General features: G+C 67.3%; 19 protein-coding genes. 8 read left to right on the forward strand and 11 right to left on the reverse strand.

The features are described 5' to 3' along the window. Window positions 1-79: 79 nt before the first annotated feature. Window positions 80-361 (reverse strand): hypothetical protein, encoded by a 282-nt coding sequence (locus tag E6C72_RS29365; protein ID WP_109865186.1) that lies wholly within the window; start codon window positions 359-361, stop codon window positions 80-82. A 228-nt stretch (window positions 362-589) separates the two neighbouring features. On the opposite strand from E6C72_RS29365, the gene E6C72_RS29370 reads away from it, so the two are divergent. Further along, window positions 590-796: a hypothetical protein gene (locus E6C72_RS29370; protein ID WP_042696427.1), complete on the forward strand. Its 207-nt coding sequence runs from the start codon at window positions 590-592 to the stop codon at window positions 794-796. Here E6C72_RS29370 and E6C72_RS29375 read toward each other — a convergent pair. Beyond that, window positions 786-1,871, reverse strand: coding sequence for an MBL fold metallo-hydrolase (locus tag E6C72_RS29375; RefSeq protein WP_109865185.1), 1,086 nt, complete (start codon window positions 1,869-1,871; stop codon window positions 786-788). The two genes, E6C72_RS29370 and E6C72_RS29375, sit on opposite strands and share 11 nt — an antisense overlap. A gap of 170 nt (window positions 1,872-2,041) precedes the next feature. Here E6C72_RS29375 and E6C72_RS29380 point away from each other — a divergent pair, with 170 nt between their 5' ends. Together E6C72_RS29380 and E6C72_RS29385 are read left to right on the forward strand one after the other, a co-directional pair. Next, window positions 2,042-3,127 (forward strand): OmpA family protein, encoded by a 1,086-nt coding sequence (locus E6C72_RS29380; protein WP_247876133.1) that lies wholly within the window; start codon window positions 2,042-2,044, stop codon window positions 3,125-3,127. Between the two features lie 196 nt (window positions 3,128-3,323). Then, window positions 3,324-4,004, forward strand: a complete 681-nt coding sequence (locus E6C72_RS29385) for a response regulator transcription factor (RefSeq protein WP_109865184.1) — start codon at window positions 3,324-3,326, stop codon at window positions 4,002-4,004. Window positions 4,005-4,016: 12 nt separating this feature from the next. On the opposite strand, the gene E6C72_RS29390 is transcribed toward E6C72_RS29385, so the two are convergent. The 3 genes from E6C72_RS29390 to E6C72_RS29400 all read right to left on the reverse strand — a co-directional run bounded on the left by E6C72_RS29390 (window position 4,017) and on the right by E6C72_RS29400 (window position 7,850). Then, window positions 4,017-4,736, reverse strand: coding sequence for a hypothetical protein (locus tag E6C72_RS29390; protein ID WP_109865183.1), 720 nt, complete (start codon window positions 4,734-4,736; stop codon window positions 4,017-4,019). A 193-nt stretch (window positions 4,737-4,929) separates the two neighbouring features. Next, window positions 4,930-6,249 (reverse strand): TolC family outer membrane protein, encoded by a 1,320-nt coding sequence (locus E6C72_RS29395; RefSeq protein WP_109865182.1) that lies wholly within the window; start codon window positions 6,247-6,249, stop codon window positions 4,930-4,932. Between the two features lie 194 nt (window positions 6,250-6,443). Continuing rightward, window positions 6,444-7,850, reverse strand: coding sequence for a PLP-dependent aminotransferase family protein (locus E6C72_RS29400; protein WP_109865181.1), 1,407 nt, complete (start codon window positions 7,848-7,850; stop codon window positions 6,444-6,446). A gap of 203 nt (window positions 7,851-8,053) precedes the next feature. Here E6C72_RS29400 and E6C72_RS29405 point away from each other — a divergent pair, with 203 nt between their 5' ends. Beyond that, window positions 8,054-8,749: a response regulator gene (locus tag E6C72_RS29405; protein WP_109865180.1), complete on the forward strand. Its 696-nt coding sequence runs from the start codon at window positions 8,054-8,056 to the stop codon at window positions 8,747-8,749. 51 nt (window positions 8,750-8,800) lie between these two features. Here E6C72_RS29405 and E6C72_RS29410 read toward each other — a convergent pair whose 3' ends face one another. The 4 genes from E6C72_RS29410 to msrB all read right to left on the reverse strand — a co-directional run bounded on the left by E6C72_RS29410 (window position 8,801) and on the right by msrB (window position 11,654). Continuing rightward, window positions 8,801-9,652, reverse strand: a complete 852-nt coding sequence (locus tag E6C72_RS29410) for an alpha/beta hydrolase (protein ID WP_211100509.1) — start codon at window positions 9,650-9,652, stop codon at window positions 8,801-8,803. Window positions 9,653-9,744: 92 nt separating this feature from the next. After that, a complete protein-coding gene (locus E6C72_RS29415; protein ID WP_109865178.1) occupies window positions 9,745-10,374 on the reverse strand; it encodes a hypothetical protein in 630 nt (209 codons plus the stop codon). Window positions 10,375-10,417: 43 nt separating this feature from the next. Further along, the gene (locus E6C72_RS29420; RefSeq protein WP_109865177.1) at window positions 10,418-10,981 is read right to left on the reverse strand and encodes a hypothetical protein; all 564 of its coding nucleotides are present in this window, start codon (window positions 10,979-10,981) and stop codon (window positions 10,418-10,420) included. 241 nt (window positions 10,982-11,222) lie between these two features. After that, the gene (gene msrB / locus E6C72_RS29425) at window positions 11,223-11,654 is read right to left on the reverse strand and encodes a peptide-methionine (R)-S-oxide reductase MsrB (RefSeq protein WP_109865176.1); all 432 of its coding nucleotides are present in this window, start codon (window positions 11,652-11,654) and stop codon (window positions 11,223-11,225) included. 280 nt (window positions 11,655-11,934) lie between these two features. On the opposite strand from msrB, the gene E6C72_RS29430 reads away from it, so the two are divergent. Next, a complete protein-coding gene (locus E6C72_RS29430; protein WP_109865175.1) occupies window positions 11,935-13,128 on the forward strand; it encodes a pentapeptide repeat-containing protein in 1,194 nt (397 codons plus the stop codon). Between the two features lie 7 nt (window positions 13,129-13,135). On the opposite strand, the gene E6C72_RS29435 is transcribed toward E6C72_RS29430, so the two are convergent. Beyond that, window positions 13,136-14,131 (reverse strand): BMP family protein, encoded by a 996-nt coding sequence (locus E6C72_RS29435; RefSeq protein WP_109865174.1) that lies wholly within the window; start codon window positions 14,129-14,131, stop codon window positions 13,136-13,138. A gap of 258 nt (window positions 14,132-14,389) precedes the next feature. Between E6C72_RS29435 and E6C72_RS29440 the strand changes: the two genes are divergently transcribed. The 3 genes from E6C72_RS29440 (at window position 14,390) to E6C72_RS29450 (ending at window position 17,117) form a co-directional block, all read left to right on the forward strand. After that, complete coding sequence (locus E6C72_RS29440) at window positions 14,390-15,616, forward strand: Bcr/CflA family multidrug efflux MFS transporter (protein WP_109865173.1); 1,227 nt, start codon at window positions 14,390-14,392, stop codon at window positions 15,614-15,616. Between the two features lie 119 nt (window positions 15,617-15,735). Continuing rightward, window positions 15,736-16,809: an ABC transporter substrate-binding protein gene (locus E6C72_RS29445; protein ID WP_109865172.1), complete on the forward strand. Its 1,074-nt coding sequence runs from the start codon at window positions 15,736-15,738 to the stop codon at window positions 16,807-16,809. Between the two features lie 5 nt (window positions 16,810-16,814). Next, the gene (locus E6C72_RS29450; protein ID WP_109865171.1) at window positions 16,815-17,117 is read left to right on the forward strand and encodes a hypothetical protein; all 303 of its coding nucleotides are present in this window, start codon (window positions 16,815-16,817) and stop codon (window positions 17,115-17,117) included. A 7-nt stretch (window positions 17,118-17,124) separates the two neighbouring features. Here the strand turns inward: E6C72_RS29450 and E6C72_RS29455 are convergent, their stop codons facing one another. Continuing rightward, window positions 17,125-18,165 (reverse strand): 4-(cytidine 5'-diphospho)-2-C-methyl-D-erythritol kinase, encoded by a 1,041-nt coding sequence (locus E6C72_RS29455; RefSeq protein ID WP_109865170.1) that lies wholly within the window; start codon window positions 18,163-18,165, stop codon window positions 17,125-17,127. Between the last annotated feature and the right edge of the window lie 57 nt (window positions 18,166-18,222).

The following is an 18,222-nucleotide window of genomic DNA, read 5'->3' on the forward strand; positions in this document are numbered from 1 at the left end:
CCGTAAAAAAGGGGTCGGCACGTCAGTGCCGGCCCTTTTTCCTTTTCATGAAGGTCGGGTGCAGACCCGGAGGCGCCGGTCAGGGAATAGGTCGGGGAACATGGGCGACGCGATGCTGGACCACGGCCGGCTGTGCCGCGGCAAAGCTTGGGGAAGAGAGCCCAGTCGCCAGACGCCGGCCCGACCGCTCCGTCAGCAGTCGTTCGCAGGTACGCATCACATCCCGCCAGAAGGCGGCGGCGCGGGTGTGATTGGCGGCCGTGAGTTCGACAAGACGAACGCGGCTCATGCGAATCGCGGTTTCGCCCAGTTCATCAACCAGGCGGGTCGCGAAGACAAGCACGTCGAGATCGGTATTCATGACCGCTATGAACCCACAGCCGCGACTTTTGTTCCACTCTGAATGCGCCCTGCGGCAAAGGGTCATCGGGGGTGCCCCGGACGTGCTGCAACGCGGCAAAGCAAATGCGGCATCGGTAAAGGGTCACCGAACGGACACTCGCCACGGCAGGGGGGTTTTGTGCTTCAATGGCGCCCTTCGCGGCGGCCGTGACGGTCGCCGGTTCGGGACGGGTTTTGGAGAACGGGAATGCGCAGAAAGCGCGAGGTGGTCGAAGGACAGATTTATCGCAAGCTGTCCCCCAGCGGCGGCTATTGGGAGGTGATTGCCATCCGCAAGGACGGTATGGGCACCCAGCATGCCCAGATGAAACGCACCGACGATCCGAAGACGCTGAAGACCCTGTCGGTGGCGACCCTGCTCGATCCCCATGAGTTCGAGATCGTCACCGAGTGATCGCCGTCAGGCGGTAGAGGTCGGCCGACGGTACCGAAGCCGACCCGCAGGCCGGCCCGGCGATACGTTCCAGCCGCCCCTTGCGGATCAGGTGGTTGAGGTGCGCCACCGCCTCGCCCACGGCAAAGAGCATCTGTTGCGGGTCGAGCGGGCGCGGAAACAGCGCCCGCGTCACCGCCGCGGCGGTCCGGGGTTCCGCACACAGGGCCTCGATCTCCGTCAGCCGTTCCACATGGTGTAACGCCAGTTCCTCCGCGCGCCGATGCAGGCCGCGGAAGGGTTGACCATGGGAAGGCAGGACCAGCGTGTCGGCCGGCAGGGCGTTCCACCCCTGAAGGCTGGCAAGGTAGTCGGCCAGCGGATCGGCATCGGGTTCCGACGGCCACACACTGATGTTCGGGCTGATCCGCGGCAGGATCTGGTCGCCGGAGATCAGCAGGCCCGGGCCGTCGCCGTCCGCCGGGCGGTACAGGCTGACCGGTTCCGCCGTGTGGCCGCTGCCGCCGATCACCGTCCATTGGCGGTCGCCCACCGGCAACCGGTCGCCGGCCCGCAACCGGGTCAGCGTCGCCGGTACCGTGGGGACGCCACGGCTGTAGGCGCCCTTGCGGGCGAGCAGCGATTGCAGCGCGTCCTCGTCCAACCCGCAGCGACGGTAGAATTCCTCGACGACGGCTTCGGTGGCCTCGTCGCCGCCGGCCGACAGGGTGCGGGCAAACAGCCATTCGGTCAGCGAGGTGGCGAAGCCGGCGCCGGTCCGCTCCACCAGCCAGCCTGCGGCGCCGATATGGTCGGGGTGGAAATGGGTGACCACCACCCGCTCCACCGGCCGCCCGCCCAGCGCATCGCGCAGCAGCACCTCCCACACCGCGCGGCTGCGCGGATCGCCCAGCCCGCAATCGACAAGTGTCCAGCCCGCAGCACCACCGTCCAGGGCCCAGACATTGATGTGGTCGAGCTGGAAGGGAAGTGACAGCCGGATCCACAGCACACCTGGCGTCACCTCCTGCCAACCGCCGGGCTCCGGGGTGGTGCAGAGGGGGTAGTCGACCGAACCGTCCGGGGTAGAAGGCATCGCGCTGTCTGTCCAAGCTATTGTTATCGCGGAAGGAAACGCCCCTAAGCCGGCTGAGGCAAATCTGCAACAGGGGAAATGGGCCTGCGGCAGCAGGATTGGAAGCCGCGAATCCGTATCCATTGTCGGGGCCGGAGCCCGTTCTGTCACGCATTTCGCCGCAGGCCGGGATGTCCCGATCGACCAACGCCGTCAACGATGGGAACAACAACATGACGATGCGTGGGATTTTGCTGGGCACGGCACTGACCGCCGCCCTTCCTTCGCTGGCCATCCCGACCGCTGCCTTTGCCGGTACGGAAGGCTTCTATGTCGGCGCGGGGGCCGGCGTGAACTGGACCGAGGATGCCGATCTCGGCAGCTATCCGGCTCCGGGCCTGGGCCTGAAGGAGGAATTCAAGATCGGCGGCATCGGCGACCTGTCGGTCGGCTACGCCACCGCGATGGGCCTGCGCGCCGAGCTGGAGGCCGCCTGGCGGTGGCGCAACAGCGTCGACGGCACCAGCAGCGCCACCCCCGCCCTGAACAACCTGGGCGGTAGGATGAGCTCGGTCGCCTTCATGGGCAACCTGCTGTACGACATCAACATCGGCCTGCCGATCACCCCCTACATCGGCGCCGGCGCCGGTATCGCCGGCGTGAAGCAGTCGCTGAACGGCGCCAGCGACCGCGACTGGGTCTTCGCCTACCAGGGTATCATCGGCGCGTCCTATGCGATCAACGACAATGTCGCGCTGACGCTCGACTACCGCTATTTCGCCACGGTCGATCCGGAGTTCGAGCTGGGGCCGGTGACCTCGAAGGGCGAGTACCGCAACCATACCATCCTGGCCGGCCTGCGCTACACCTTCGGCGGGCCGGAGCGGGTCACGCCGGTCGCGGCCCCGGCCCCGTCGGCCCCGCCGATGGCCGCCCAGCCGCAGAGCGAGTATCAGGTGTTCTTCGACTGGGACAAGGCGGTCATCACGCCGAATTCCGACAAGATCATAGGCGATGCCGCCGAGGGCGCCAGCCGGGCCCGTGCCGTCCGCATCCAGGTGATCGGCCACACCGATACCTCGGGTGCGCCGTCCTACAACCAGAAGCTCTCGCTTCGCCGGGCCGAGGCGGTGCGGCAGGCGTTGATCAGGCACGGCACACCGGCCAACATCATCACGATCGAAGGCGTCGGCGAAAATCAGCTGATGGTCCCAACCGGTCCGAACGTGCGCGAGCCGTCGAACCGCCGTGCCCAGATCATGATCAAGATCTCCTGACCGCCCTCTATCGACCAATGTGCCGGGGAGAGGCGATGGCGTATCCCCCGCAGCCGCCTGCAACCCTTCCAGGCATCGTGGTGAGGGAGCCACAGGGGTGGAACCAGGATGCCGGACGTGCGAAGGAGGTAGCGCGGACCGTTGCGTCAGCGTATGACGGTGCGGTACCCAAGGCATCTCCGGTCCGAGACGTTACATGCAGGTTCTGATCGCCGACGATCATTCCATCGTCCGCAGCGGCTTGACCCATCTGGTTGGTGAACTGGACGAGCAGGCCACCGTGGTGGCTGCGACCAGTTTCAGCCAGTTGAACGCCATCCTTGACGGCGCGATGAAGGATGGGGGGCAGGGCGGGCGAGCCGCCTTCGACCTGATCGTGATGGATCTGCGCATGCCGGGCCTGGGCGGACTGGACGATGTGGAGGCGCTGGTCAGGCGTGTCGCACCGGTCCCGGTCGCCATCTTCTCGATGATCGAGTCGCCGGACGAGATGCGCGCGGTGCTGTCGCGCGGCGTTCGCGCCTTCATTCCGAAGTCGACCGACGATGTTCTGGTGGTAAACATCCTGCGGCTGGTGATGGCCGGCGGATCCTATGTGCCGCCGGTGCTGGGCATGCCGGGGGCGCCCGCCCCTGCGGCTGCCGCCACTCCGCGGTCGGCGGCATCCGGCATTTTCGACGGGCTGACCCGTCGCCAGTTGGAGGTTCTGGATCTGCTGGCCCAAGGCCTGTCCAACCAGGAGATCGGCGAGCGGCTGGGCCTGAATCTGTCCACCGTCAAGACCCACGTCACCGGTGTCCTGAAGGCGCTGGGCGTCGGCAGCCGCACCCAGGCGGTCCTTCTGGTCAAGGAATCGGGGCGGGACCGGCTGGTTTGAGGTGCCTGCCGGTTACAGCAGCGCGTTCAGCAGCGAGCCGCGTCCGCCATAGCTGCCGCCGGACCCGCCCAGCATGATCGAGGCCGGATTGGACGAACCGCTGCCCGCCCCCAGGATCGAGGCAAGGCCCTGCAGCTTGGTGTTGCCGCCGAAGGGGTTGTCGCCCTTGGCAGGCTGCTTGGCGATGGTGTCGTAGTCCTTGCTGTAGTTCCCCATGCGCAGCTGGACGCCGTAGCTCTTGGCGTCCTTGACCGGCACGTCCTTGTCGCGGGCGACGCGAAGGGTATAGTCGCCCTTGTCCAGCGTCATCTGGCCTGATTTCAGCTTCTGGAAGGCGTCATAGGTGGCGCCGGCATCCTTGTTGCTGTCGGCGATGATCTTGCCGCCGCGGTCCATCAGCTGAAGCCGGACGCCGGCATCGCCGACCGTACCCAGCGTGACGGGCCCCGACGTGGTGACGTTGAACTTGTAGAAGTCGGCGGGATCGTTGGAAGCCAGCGAACTGAAGACGTTCAGCCGGCTGGTGTCCTTCACCAGCGTACCGATGTTCGTCGCGAAGGGGGCGGTGTTCATCGCCGACTTGGCGACGTTCTGTTCGTATTCCTGGACATTGCCGATGGCACCGCCATTGCCCGTCGCCTGCTGCTGCACGCGCTTGACCGCGGCATCGATCGACTGCTGCAGGCTTTGGGCCATGCTGCCGACATCGGCGTAACTGGACAGGCTGACCATGGTGGGCTCCCCTCGTTCCGCATTCCCGTCAGGAAATGGCGATCAAGGGGTTTGCAGAATGCAGGCCAAAGCTAAAGCGTTGATATAAATAGATTTGCTATAGCTCTCTCTGTGCCGGGCGGCAGGTTTGGACCGGCGGGGCGGCAGGATTTTCCCACCGCCATCCCAGTGGTGCCCCCTCCGGATGCCTCCCTCACCGCTTTGCCTTCGTCAGACCCAGCTGTTCCGGCGACAGCTGCCCGCAGGCGGCCAGCAGCTGGAAGGCGGCGACCGTTTCGTCACGTTGCGCGCTCACCAGATTGACGCGGCTGTTCAAGAGTTCCTGTTCCTGATCCAGAACGTCCAGCAAGGTGCGGCTGCCGACCTTCGCCTCCTCCCGCAGGCCGTCCAGCGCGGTCTGGGCGGCCTTGATCTGGTCGCGGTAGGACTGGATGTTCGCTCTCGCCGCCTCCAGAGCGGCCCAGGCGGTGACGGCGCTCTCCACGCTCTGGTTGCCCTGGTCCTGCGTCTGCAGGCGGTATTGCTGCGCGGTCTGCTTCGCCTCGCGCACCTGGGAATCGGGCAGGCCGGCCTGGTAGAGCGGGGCCACCACCTGCACCCTGGCGGTCAGGCTGTCGGTCCGGGTGTAGTCGACCCCATCGTCGCGGCCGGGATCCCAGGTCCGCGACCCACTGGCCGACAGGCTCGCGGACGGCAGCAGCTGGCCGAACTGCTGGTCGATCCGATGGCGCTGGGCGTCTTCGGTGTAGGCGGCGCTGAGGACCGATGGATTGTTGGCCCGGGCGAGGGACGCCGCCTCTTCCATCGTCCGGGGAAGGCGGAAGGACGGCTTGGGCGAGGCGAGCGTGCCCGGTGCCGTCCCGACCAGCCGCTCGAAGGTGGCGCGGGCGCTCTCCAGCGTGCCTTCGGCGGAAAGCCGCGAAGCAACGGCCTGAGCGAGGCGGGAGTCGGCCTGGGCAACATCCGTGCGCGTGTATTCGCCGACGCGGGCGCGGTCCTGCGCCGCCTTGAGTTGCCGTTGAAGGAGCTTTTCGTTCGCAGCATTCAGCGCAACCAGCTCCTGGTTCTTGACCACGTCCATATAGGCGGTCGCCGCGTTGAGAAGCACGGTTTGCCCGGTTGCCAGCAGGGTGGCCCGTTCCGCCTCCACCAGCCGCTCCGCCCGGCGCACGGCAGGGGCGACGGTGGCATCGTAGAGCGGCTGACTGGCGCTGATCGATGCGCTCTTCGCGTTGGTTTCCGTCCGTTCACCGCCGCCGGCCTGATAACGGGTGTTGGTCAGGTCGCGGCCGATGCCCAACGTCGCCGTCACCGTCGGCTTATAGCCGGACATCGCCTGCGGAATCTGCTCGTCCACCGCACGCAGATGGGCCTGTTCGGCGGCGAGCGTCGGGTTGGTCGCCTCGGCACGTGCCAGGGCTTCCTGTAAGGTCATCGCGCCAGCCGGTGCTGCGACCAGCATGACGCCCGCTGCCAGCGCAATGCCGCCGACCCGCCAAGACTCAGCATTCATGGTCCCACGAATCCTTCCGCAACAGGGCTCTACCGTCCGGCGGACCCCATTTCGCGGAGTGGGAGGGCGACGTCCGGCAGCGAGCCTTGTTACGGCGGTTTCGGTCACGACCCTGCGGCCGGGCAGCCATGCTGGAGATGCGGGTTGGCGGAGGACGTGTGAGCGACTTTCGGCCGCTCACACGTCCCCGGTCCTCATACGATCGACAGCATAGCCGCCGCCGGTGCGTCGATCGCATCGGCAAGAGCGCGCAGGCCGCAGGCTGCCTCGTCGCGGCTGCGCGGCATGCACAGTCCGACACGCACCGCGTGGGGTGCACTGGCGCGTCCGACCGCAAATGCATCGGCACCGGTGACGATCACCCCGCGGCGGCGGGCTTCGCCGATGAAATCCTCGCGGCGCCAAGGTTCGGGCAGGACCAGCCACAGGTGCTGGGCTGCCGGATGGCCGCAGATCGTCTCGGCCGGCAGGATGGAGCGGGCGAGCCGCTGGCGGGCCAGATCCTCTTCCCGCTGGGTGGCGACGATGCGGTCGGCGGTGCCGTCCTGGATCCAGCGTGACGCCACCTCCGCCGGGAGGGCGGGGGCTGAATATTGCAGGGCGCGGATGGCGGTCTCGACGCGCGTGCGCAGCTCCGGCGGGGCGACGACGAAGCCCAGCCGCAGCCCGGCGGCGAGGCTTTTCGACACGCTGGACACATAGAGCGTGATGTCGGGCGCCATCGTCTGCATCGGCACGGCATCCGGCACCATGAAGCCGAACACGTCGTCCTCGATCAGGATCACGCCATAGCGGCGGGCGATCTCGACGATCTCGCGCCGGCGGGTTGCGGGCATGACCACCGCCGTCGGATTCTGCAGGGTCGGCACCAGATAGACCGCCTTCGGTCCCAGCCGGCGGCAGGCGCTGTCGAAGGCGTCGGGGACCAGGCCATGCTCGTCGATCGCGACACCTTCCAGGTGATAGCCCTGGGTCGCGGCCAGCGCCTTGGTGCCGATGTTCGTCAGCCGTTCCGCCAGGATGACGTCGCCGGGGCGGGCGACGGCGGCCATCGTCACGGCCAGCGCGTTCTGCGCGCCGGTGGTCAGCAGCACCGACTCCGCGGTCGCTTTCACCCGGTGCTGGCGCTCCAGCCAGAGGGCGGCGGCGGCGCGATGGTCGGGCAGGCCGCCATGGGGGCCGTAGCCGATCAGTGTCGCCGCATGCCCGGAGGCCGCGATGGCGGACAGCGTCTGGCCGAAGGTCTGTACAGCCACCGCATGCTCGGAACGGAGCGTCGTCATGTTGACGATGGCCGGACCGGACGCGGTCTCCCCAGGCGGCATCCAGCCGAGCGGCAGAGGGGTTGTCGGCGGGCGCTGCCCCAGGACGAAGGTGCCGCGGCCAACCTCGCCACCGATCAACCCGCGCTTTTCAGCCTCCGTATAGGCGCGCGTTACCGTGCCCACCGTCACGCCCAGGCGGAAGGCAAGATCGCGATGCGTCGGCAGCCGTGTGCCGGTCGCCAGCACGCCCTCGGCGATGTCGTCGGCCAGCGCGTCGGCGATGACGCGGTAGAGCGGGCCGGGCCGGCCTTCCAAGTTCGGGGTCCAGTTTGTCATGGGGACAAATGTGGCATTGTCCCGAACCGCTGGCAAGGTCCGCGCGATTGTCCCCATCGGTGCGCATTTCAGAGCGGAACAATCCGCAAATCCCTGTCGCAGTTCCGTTACACGCCACCTTGTGTCCGGTTGCCGGAACCGATAGCTTCGGTGTGGGGTGTGGCAGACAATCCGCCACCCATCGCAGTCCGGTACGGGGGACAATGCACACCATCGCGGTGGTCGACGACGATCCCATCACCCGCGAAACCCTGAAGGCCTACCTGGAGGGGGAGGGCTATCGGGTGATGCTGGCGCGGGACGGCGATCAACTGTCGGCGCTGCTGGCGCGCGGACGGATCGACCTGCTGCTGCTGGACATCCGGCTTCCCGGCAAGGATGGTCTGGCGGTGACGCGGGAACTGCGGGCGGCCTCCAACATCGGGATCATTCTCATCACCGGCCGGTCCGATCGGATGGACCGGCTGATCGGGCTGGAGCTGGGTGCCGACGACTATATCACCAAGCCGTTCGAGCCGCGCGAGATCCTGGCCCGCACCCGCAGCCTGTTGCGTCGTATCGCCAAGCCGACCCGGCCGGCCGGTGGACGGGTGAAGCGGTTCGACGGCTGGGAGCTGCATCTGGACAAGCGCCGCCTGCGCGGTCCCGACGGGGAGGACGCGCGGTTGACCTCCGCCGAGTTCGAGCTGCTTGCCGCCTTCGTCGAAAATCCTGGGCGGGTTCTGAGCCGCGACGATCTTCTCGACCTGACCTTGCGCGGCGATTCTGTGCCCTACGACCGTTCGATCGATCGGCTGGTGCGCCGCCTGCGCCGGGTGGTGGAGTTGGACCCGGCCGATCCCACCCGCATCGTCACCGTCCATGGCATGGGATACATGTTCCAGGCCGCAGTCGATTGATCGGGCTGGCTGATTGGTTGGACTGACCGGGGAGCTGATCGGCTGGATCGATCAGCTTCCGGCGTCCGGCAGTGATTTCAGGAAATCGTCGACATCGTCCAGCACCGGGTTCAGCCAGCGCAGCGGTGCGGCCAGCGCGGCAATGATGCGGACGTGGCCGATGCCGTCATATTCCACCGTGCGCACGCTTGCACCAACGTCACGCGCCCTCGCTGCGAGATGGCGGGTGTTGCGGGGCAGGACCGTCTCGTCGGCGGTGCCGGTTGCCAGGAACAGCGGAGGCGGTGGCGCTGCGACATGGTTGATCGGCTGGGTGTCCGGCCGCGTCTCCTCTGGTCCGAACAGATCTTTCAGCATGTCGCTTTGCAGGGGCAGGAAGTCGTAGGGGCCGGCCAGCCCCACCGCGGCGCGCAGGTCGCGGGCGGGGTCCAGCCCCTGCTCGGCGAGCCAGCGCCGGTCCACCGTCAGCATCAGCGCGTTGTAGGCGCCGGCCGAGTGGCCCATCACCGCCACCGGTCCAGGTTGGGCACCGTGTTCCGCGCCATGGCGGCGGACCCAGGCGACCGCGGCGGCGGAATCGCGCAGGAAGTCCGGATAGCGTACCTGCGGATAGAGCCGGTAGTCGGGAATGGCGACGCTGTAGCCGCGGCTGGTCAGCGCCTGAGCGACAAAGCGGTACATGCTCTTGTCGCCGTCTTCCCAATTGCCGCCGTAGAAGAACACCACCGTCGGCGCGCCCGGCGCCGGCTGGTCGGGCCGGTAGAGATCCAACCGCAGGCGCGGATCGTCGGCGAAGGGCAGGCCGGTCGTGACGGTGTAGCCCGATCGCGGCGTGAGCGCGTCGACGATCTGCGGGCCGGAACAGGCGCCCAGCAGCGGTACAAGCAGGAGAGGGGTGAACACCCGGCGTTTCGGCTTTTGTCGTTTCAGGACATGTTTCGGCATGGCCCGAATGCAGATAGGGCGCTGTCAGCCTCGGGAAAGGACGGCCGGAATCAAGACTGCGCGGGTGAGGTCCGTTTTTGCGGGCGGGCGGCCGCGGCACCCTCGTCCTCCGGCTTGCCCGGCTTGCGGAAGGTGCTGAGTTCGGAGATGCGGTTGACGGTCAGACCATTCAACCGGCAGCCGGCGACCTCGACGATTTCGAAGCCGGCCTTGCGGGGATAGCGGGCGGCGACGCGCTCGCGGGCCTCGCGATCGCCATCGGCGATCAGCAGGACGCGGCGCACCCCGGTCCAGCCGCGAAATCCCCGCTGGTCTGACAGGCTGGCGCCGCCGGGCTGGCAGCGCACCGCGACCTCCCAGAAACGGCCGGGGCGCGGTTCGCTCCGGTCGAAGACGAAATAGCGCTGCATGGCGGCCGACTTCTTCTGGTCAAGCTCCAGAATGGCCGCCTGCATGTCGATCTCCGCCTTCTGGACGCGCTTTTCCATATCCGCATAATGGTGCGCCAGCTGGGCATAGTCGGAAGCGACGTCGGCGACCTCCTTGGTCACGTCGTCCACCTTCTCCTTCAGCTTGGACATCGCGATCCGCGTCACAACCAGCTGACGGCGCCAATAACGGTTGGACAGGACGGTCAGCACCATCAGGCCCAGCGCGAAATACAGCATCATGCCGGTCATGGTGCCGTCTCCATCATGCGTCCCCCGATCATGCTGCCCCCAGTCATGCCGCTGTGGCCTCGACTTCCGGGTCGGGGGCGAGCGCCAGGGGAACCACGGGAGAGCAGATCAGCCCGTTGCGGTCGGAGAAGCTGGTCCGCACCGTCATATGGGCCTGTTCTGCCGACGGGGCGGTGATGTGGGCGACGTTGCGATATTCCCAAATCTGTCGGGAGAAGATGATGTCCTTGCGGTCCAGCTCGTTGAAGTTGGGGCCGACCGCCAGCTGCGCCCAATAGATGTCGCCGTCGCCGTCCAGATCGCCCAGTTCATGGACCAACTCGATCTTGGAGAACTCAAGCGCCCGCAGTTCGGTCAGGGCCTTCTGGCGCCGGCCGTTGAACTCGGTGAGGCGCGCCTGCAGCGTGATCAGGTCGACCCGCTTGCGTTCTGTCTTCTGGCGCCATTCGGCGAGTGCCGCGCGCTTCTTGTCATACTGGCGCTGGTTCATCGCTTCGCGCGTCTTTTCCGCGCTGACACGGCCGACGTCGACGACGATGGACAGTCCAAGCGCGGCGGCGCTGGCGATCAGAAGCAGCATCCCCAGGAATTCGGTCGAAATGACCATTCGCCCTCCGCCAGCCGCGCCGAATTCTTGCGCCGGTCTGTCGACGCATGGTGCCACGGCAGGCGAAGGGCGGCGATGCCCTCGCGACAACCCGTCGCACGGAGCGCATCATACCATCGCGCTCCGTGTCAGGGTTGTCATTTTTAGCCGAAATAAGGGTAAACCCGCCTTTTTTGGGAGGGTTTATGACCCGGCGCCGAACAGGACAAGGAAAGCAGGCGGCCGGTCATAGTTCTGCTGGTCAGTCGGACTTTTCCGTTGGCTCGAAGCTCATGGCGACGCCGTTCATGCAATAGCGCTTGCCTGTCGGACGCGGCCCGTCGTCGAACACATGGCCGAGATGTCCTTTGCAGGAGGCGCAATGGACCTCGGTTCGCGGATAGGCCAGTTTATGGTCGGTGGAGGTCTCCACGGCGTCCGGCAGCGGCTCCCAGAAGCTGGGCCAGCCCGAGCCGCTTTCATATTTGGTGTCGCTGGCGTAGAGCGGCTGGCCGCAGCCGGCGCAGCGGTAGACGCCGCGACGCTTCTCATCGTTCAGCGGGCTGGTTCCCGGATATTCGGTGGCATGCTCGCGCAGAACCTTGAACTGGTTGGGCGACAGCTCCCGTTTCCAATCCTGCTCGCTTTTCGCCTGCTCGCTTTTGTCCGATAGCGTCTTGTCCGATTCGGGCATGCCGCCGGTCTCCCATGCAGATGATCGGTATCCTGAGCCCCCTATATTGGGTCGCCGTTCCGCCTACCCAAGCCGGGGAAGACGCGGATCACGCGGTTGTGACCGGCAATCCGGTGTATTCCAGACCGGAAATGCTCCTGCGGCAAAAGATTCTTGCCGATCGGTCGAAGGTTCGACGGCTGCCACCTTCCGGAATTGAACCGGTTTCGGTAACATCCAGGACGCCAACAGTCCGGGACAGCGTGTCCGGGACGAAAATGCCGGGGCAACGACGCGCCGCATGATGGATGAACGCTACCTCCGGGCGGTTCGCGATTCGCTGGTGCGGCACCAGCAATGGCTTTTGCGCGACCCCGCAGGCCAGGGGCGGCGCGCCAATCTCAGCTTCTACGATCTGACCGGACTCGGCCTCAACCGCGTCAACCTGTCGGGCGCCAAGTTGACCGGGGCCTGTCTTACGCGGGCGCGGATGGTCGGGACGCTGCTGTCCAAGGCCGATCTCTATGGCGCCGATCTGTCGAAGGCCGATCTGTCCGGGGCTCAGTTGCAGGGCGCCGACCTGCGCGGGGCCAGGGTCGATGGCGCCAGGCTGCTGAACGCCAACCTCCAGGGTGCCGACCTGCGCCGCGGCATGGTGCTGGACAGCGGCGAATTCCGGGCGGCCGGCAACACCGACGGCACCACCACCTTCGTCGGCTGCAGCCTGTCCGATGCCGTGCTGACCGATTGCCGGATGGCGCAGTGCGACTTCAGCGGCAGCGACCTGTCCGGGGCCGATCTCACCGGCAGCGATCTCAGCGGCGCCATCCTGATCGGTGCCGACCTGACCGGGGCGACCATGCGCAAGACGACGCTGGACGGCGTGCTGATGTGCGGCGCCCGGCTGAACGACGAGCTGCGCACGGCGTTGGAGCGGCACGGGGTCGATGTCGACGGTACCGGCCTGACCACCACCGCGGCACGGATGAGCGAGCTGATCGCCGAACATCAAATCTGGGTGGACAAGCTTGGCAAGGGCGGCGATCGCATCCAGCTGCAACGGGTCGATCTGCGCGGCTACAATTTCGCCAACCAGCTGCTGTGCGGGGCGGTGATGCGGTTCTGCGGGCTGCGCGGAGCTGATTTCTCCGGCGCCAAGCTGATGATGGCCGATCTGTCCTACAGCGACCTGCGCGATGCCGACTTCACGAGCGCCGACCTGTCCGGCTGCAATCTTGAGGGGGCCAATCTCGCCGGCGCCAAGCTGTGGCGGGCCAAGTTCCGCAAGGTCGACCTCAGTGGCGATGGCAGCCGGCTGTGGCCGACCAGCTTCGCCAAGGCGCGGCTGAACGGTGCGGATCTGCGCGACGCCAGCCTTGCCGGCGTGGTGCTGCGCGGCACCGACCTGACGGCGATCAAGACCAGTTTCGCCACCCTGAAAGGCGCCGACCTGTCCGCCGCCCGTGGCTGGCAACCCTTCGAGGCGCCGGCGTAGGGGCGGATCAGCTTCCGTCCGCCACCGGAATACGGCCGGCAACGATGCCCCGGCGCGCCGCCTCCACCGCCTCGATCATCTCGGTCGTCACGAGATCGCGGTTGTTTTCGTCGAGGGCATAATCGACCGCCGAGTCGGCAAGGCCGAGCGCCACCGTGCCGGCCGTCCATTTGCCCTGGCGGGCCGCCTCGAAACTCGATTCCACGGCCAGATCGACCCGTTTCAGCATCGAGGTCAGGATGGTGCCGGGATAAAGATAGTTCTGGTTGCTGTCGACGCCGATGGCCAGCCTCCGCCCCTCGTTCGCTGCGGCAAAGATGCCGAAATTCGACACGCCGGCCCCGGCGAACACCACGTCGGCGCCACGCTGGAACTGACTGCGCGCCACCTCCGCGCCGGTGGCGGGATCGTTGAAGGCAGCCGGTGTGGTGCCGACGAAATTCACCAGAACCTTGATGTCGCCCCGGGCATGGCGGGCACCCTGTTCGAAGCCGGCGATGAATTTGCGGATCAGCGGAATGTCGAGCGCGCCGATGAAGCCGACCGTCCCGGTTTTCGAGGCCAGCGCCGCCAGCACCCCGACGAGAAAGGCTCCCTCCTGCTCCTTGAAGGTGACGCAGCGGATGTTCGGCCCTTCCGCGACCGCGTCGATCAGGGTGAAGCGCACCCCCGGATGTGCTGGGGCCAGTCGGGCCAGCGGTGTCGCATAGTAGAAACCGATGGCGACCAGATCGGTCACCCCGCGCCGCAGCAGCGAGGCCGCCGCCTGATCGAACTGCACCGGTGTGGAGGGCAGATATTCGGCGACGGCGATGCCGGTGGCTGTCCTGAACCGCTCCGCCCCGGCGAAAGCGCCCTCGTTGAAGCTCTTGTCGAATTTCTGACCCGCCGCATAGATCAAACCGGGCTGAATGGCTGCGGCCCGTGACTGGCTCGGCAGCATCGCCAATGCAGTGACGGCAGCACCGAAGGACAGGACCGACCGGCGGGTTGGGTGCGGCATGGCGCGGCCTCAGGCTGAGTGGAAGCGCATGATCCGGATTCAATTTTAGGCATGGATCACTGGGCCGAACCAGAATTTTGTTACGCTGCCGCCACCATGAACCGTTCAGAACATAGATTGTCGCGGCGTCATTAAGTCGCGCTTCTCTCAAGGCTGCTATGCCGAGACAGGACTTTGCGTCCGCGGGGGAAGGGATCAGCTTAAAAGCTGCGGACTCCGTCCGGCCGATTCTCCATCCCTTCATATCCGGATTTACCGATGCTCGCGCGCCTTGCCGCCGTCCGTTCCCGTTCGCCTGCCGAAAGCCCGTTCTTCATCGCGGCGCTGGGCGTGCTGATGTCGTTCGGGCCGATGGGCACCGACATGTATCTGCCCGGGATGCCGGCGATCGGCCGGGAATTGCATGCGGCGCAGGATCAGGTGCAGTGGACGCTGTCGGCCTTCTTCCTGGGCTTCGGCGTCGGTCAGCTGCTGTGGGGTGCCTTGAGCGACCGGTTCGGACGGCGCATCCCGGTGGCGACCGGCATCCTGCTCTACGCCATCGGCTGCGTCGGCTGTTCGCTGACCGTCGACGTCGGGCATCTGGCAGTCTGGCGCTTCGTGCAGGCGGTGGGGGCCTGTGCCGGGCCTGTGCTGGTCCGCGCCATGATCCGCGACGTCTTCGAACGCGACCGGGCGGCCAGCGTCCTGTCGATGATGATGCTGGTGATGGGCGCCGCTCCGATCATCGCGCCGCTGATCGGCGGCCAGATCCTGGTGTGGGCCAACTGGCGCTGGATCTTCGGGGCCCAGGCGGCCTTCGGCGTGGTGGCGCTGCTGGCGCTCGCCAGCCTGCCGGAAACCCACCCGGAGACGCGGCGCACCAGCCTGCGCCCGATGGTGCTGGCGGAGTCCTACCGCAAGCTTCTGACCGACCGGCGGTACCTGGGCTATGCGGTGGGATCATCGTTCATCTATGCCGGGATGTTCGCCTTCATCTCCGGTTCGCCCTTCGTCTACATCGAGCTGTTCGGCGTACAGCCGGAGAATTACGGTTTCCTGTTCGGGCTGAACATCGTCGGCATGATCATCGTCAACACGCTGAACAGCCGCGCGGTGATGCGCTTCGGCTCCGACATGATGCTGCGGATCGGCGTCTGGCTGTCGGCCGCAAGCGGCATCCTGCTGGTCGCCTGCGTGCTGGGCGGCTGGGGCGGGCTGTGGGGGCTGGTCGGCTGCCTGTTCCTGTTCATGTCGGTCACCGGCTTCTGCTTCGCCAACTCCATGGCCGGGGCGTTGCAGTCCTTCCCGCAGATGGCTGGCACCGCGTCTGCCCTCGCCGGCATGCTGCAATTCAGTAGCGGTGCCGTGTCCGGCTGGGCGGTCGGGTTGATGGCCGATGGCAGCGCGCTGCCGATGGCCGGGGTGATCGGTGGTGCGGCGCTGGTCAGCTTGGCGCTGAACCTGTGGCTGATCCGCCCGGTCCGCCGCCGGCTGCCGGTCTGAGGGTAAGACGGGCACGGATTGTAGAATCAGGAGAGTCCCGGGCATGGGCGAACGTGGGCGGGCGTGAATTGAAATTCACAGCCCGGCGCACTAGGGTGGCGCGGCAAAAGGAGACCGTCATGCCGCAGACCATTCCGCCGGGCCAATGTCCTGACACCAGTCACCGGTTCAGCCGGCGCGATCTATTGGCGGGCGCCGCGGCGCTGGGCGTTGCCGCGGTCACCGCTTCCCTGTCGCAGCCCGTCTTCGCGGCGACGGGCCTGCGCGTCGGCTACATTCCGATCATTCCGATGACGCAGCTCTACGTGCTGACGGGCGAGGGATGGGCCGCCGAGGCCGGACTGGCGCTGCAGACCACAAGCTTCCAGTCGGGGCCGGCGATGATCCAGGCGCTTGCGTCCGGGACCCTGGACGTCGCCTATGTCGGCATCGGCCCGGCGATGATCGCCCGCTCGAAAGGGGTGAAGCTGAAGGTCGTCGCCGCCAACGTCATCGATCAGGTGGCGCTGATCGGCCGTGGTCCGCTGGTGAAGGCGATGGCCGGTGCCGCCAGCCCGGCCGAGGGGATCAAGGCCTTCCGTGCAGCCAACGGCCGGAGGCCGAAGATCGGCTCGCTGCCGGCCGGCTCGGTGCCGGACACGGTGCTGCGCTATTGGATGTCAGAAATCGCCCATATCTCCTCGGAGGATATCGAGATCGTCGGCATGGGCGAACAGCCCTTGCAGCAGGCGCTGCTGAGCGGGGCGATCGACGGCGCCTCGATCCTGGAGCCGATCCTGACGCTGGTGCAGTCGCGTCTTCAGGATGCCGCCATCGTCGCCAAGGCTGGCAGCATGTTCCCCAAGCAGCCGGGGGCGGTGCTGGTGGTGACGGAGGACGCCATCGCCAAAAGCCGCGACGCGGTGGCCGCGCTGGTCAAGCTGCACATCCGCGCCACCGCCTTCGCCAAGTCCAACCCGGACCGCACGGCCGAACTGGTGACCGACATCATCGGCAAGGGGCTGGTCGAACGCGAGGTGATGCGGGCGGCGCTGACCTCCGACGCGACGACCTTCGTCGACGACCCGCGGGTGATCCTGGACTCCACCAAGCGGATGCAGGCCTTCCAGCAGTCGCTGGACCAGATCACCGAGCCGGTGGATGTCGACGCGCTGTTCGACTTCTCCTTCCACGATGCGGCGAAGGGAAAGTGACCGACATGGCGTCGAACCTGCGCCTGGTCATCCATGCTCCGACCCCGGCAGCGCTGGAGCGGGCGCGCAACAACGCCCGCAACCTGCTGAAGGCGCGGCCTGATGCGGAGGTGCGCATCGTCGTCAATGCCGGCGCGGTCGCTGCGGCGCTCGACACTCCTGATGCCGAGACCGACCGGCATCTGCGCGTCTGCGGAAATACCCTGGCGAAGACCGGCCGGACCGCCGAAGGGCTGACGGTGGTCGCCGCCGGCGTCCTCGACATCGCCGAGGCGCAGGCAGACGGCTGGGGCTATATGCGGGCGTAAGCCTTCATCAGCCCACGCCCCAGCCGCCGGTGTCCGGGAAGGGCACGGAGGGCGGCGGGACGGCTGCGGCGGGATCGGCGACGATGCCGCGCGGCAGGGCCGGGGCGTCGGCGGGGGTGGGGCGCAGGCGGGTCGGCTTGACCCACCAACCGGGCTCCGCCGCCGCGATGGACTTGGCCGCGGATTCGGCCGCCGCCGCCGTGGCGTAGAGGCCGAAGCAGGTGGCGCCGCTGCCGGACAGGCGGGGCAGCAGACAGCCGGCGCTGCGCTCCAGAGCCGCCAGCACGTCGGCGATCGCCGGGGCGACCGTCAGCGCTGGCGCGGTCAGGTCGTTGTTCCGCTCCAGCAGAAGCGCCGCGAGGTCGGCCGCATCGGCCGGCTTGCGGGTGAAGCGGGCGGGGGCGGAGAAGCCGGCGCCGTTCCGGGCGCGGGCGGCGGCCATCGCCTTGAAAACCGCCGGGGTCGGCACCGGGACGTTCGGGTTGACCAGAACCACATGGGTGTCCGGCAGTTCCGGCGCCTCGTCCAGCACATCGCCGATGCCGCTGAAATAGCAGCTTTGCCCGGCGACGCAGACCGGCACATCGGCTCCCAGCCCGGCGGCCACCGCGAACAGCGCCGGGTCGCCGGGCGGCACGTCCCACAGCCGGGCGAGCGCCCGCAGGCAGGCGGCGGCATCGGCCGATCCGCCGCCGATCCCCGATGCGACCGGCAAAGCCTTGGTCAGTGCGATCATCACGTCGGCCTCGCGGCCGAGGCGGAGGGCCAGCGCATGGGCGGCGCGCATCACCAGATTGTCGGCCGGCGTCTCGCCCATCAAGGCCGGACCGAAGGGGCCGGCGATGGCCAGACGCGGGCCGGCCGGCGGCAGGTCGGCGCCGCGCAGGGCGACCCGTGCGGCAACCGGTGTCAGGGCGATGCTGTCGCCGAACTCGGCGAACGCGACGAGGCTGTCCAGTTCGTGATAGCCGTCGGCGCGGCGGCCGGTGACGTGCAGGTAGAGGTTCAGCTTGGCCGGTGCGGCCTCGACGATGGAAATGCCGGTCATAAGCTCCAGTCCGCTGGCGGGCGCGCGACGACGCGTCCTGTGTCGCACCCTTTCGAC

The sequence above is a fragment of the Azospirillum sp. TSH100 genome (assembly GCF_004923295.1).
Classification (GTDB): domain Bacteria; phylum Pseudomonadota; class Alphaproteobacteria; order Azospirillales; family Azospirillaceae; genus Azospirillum.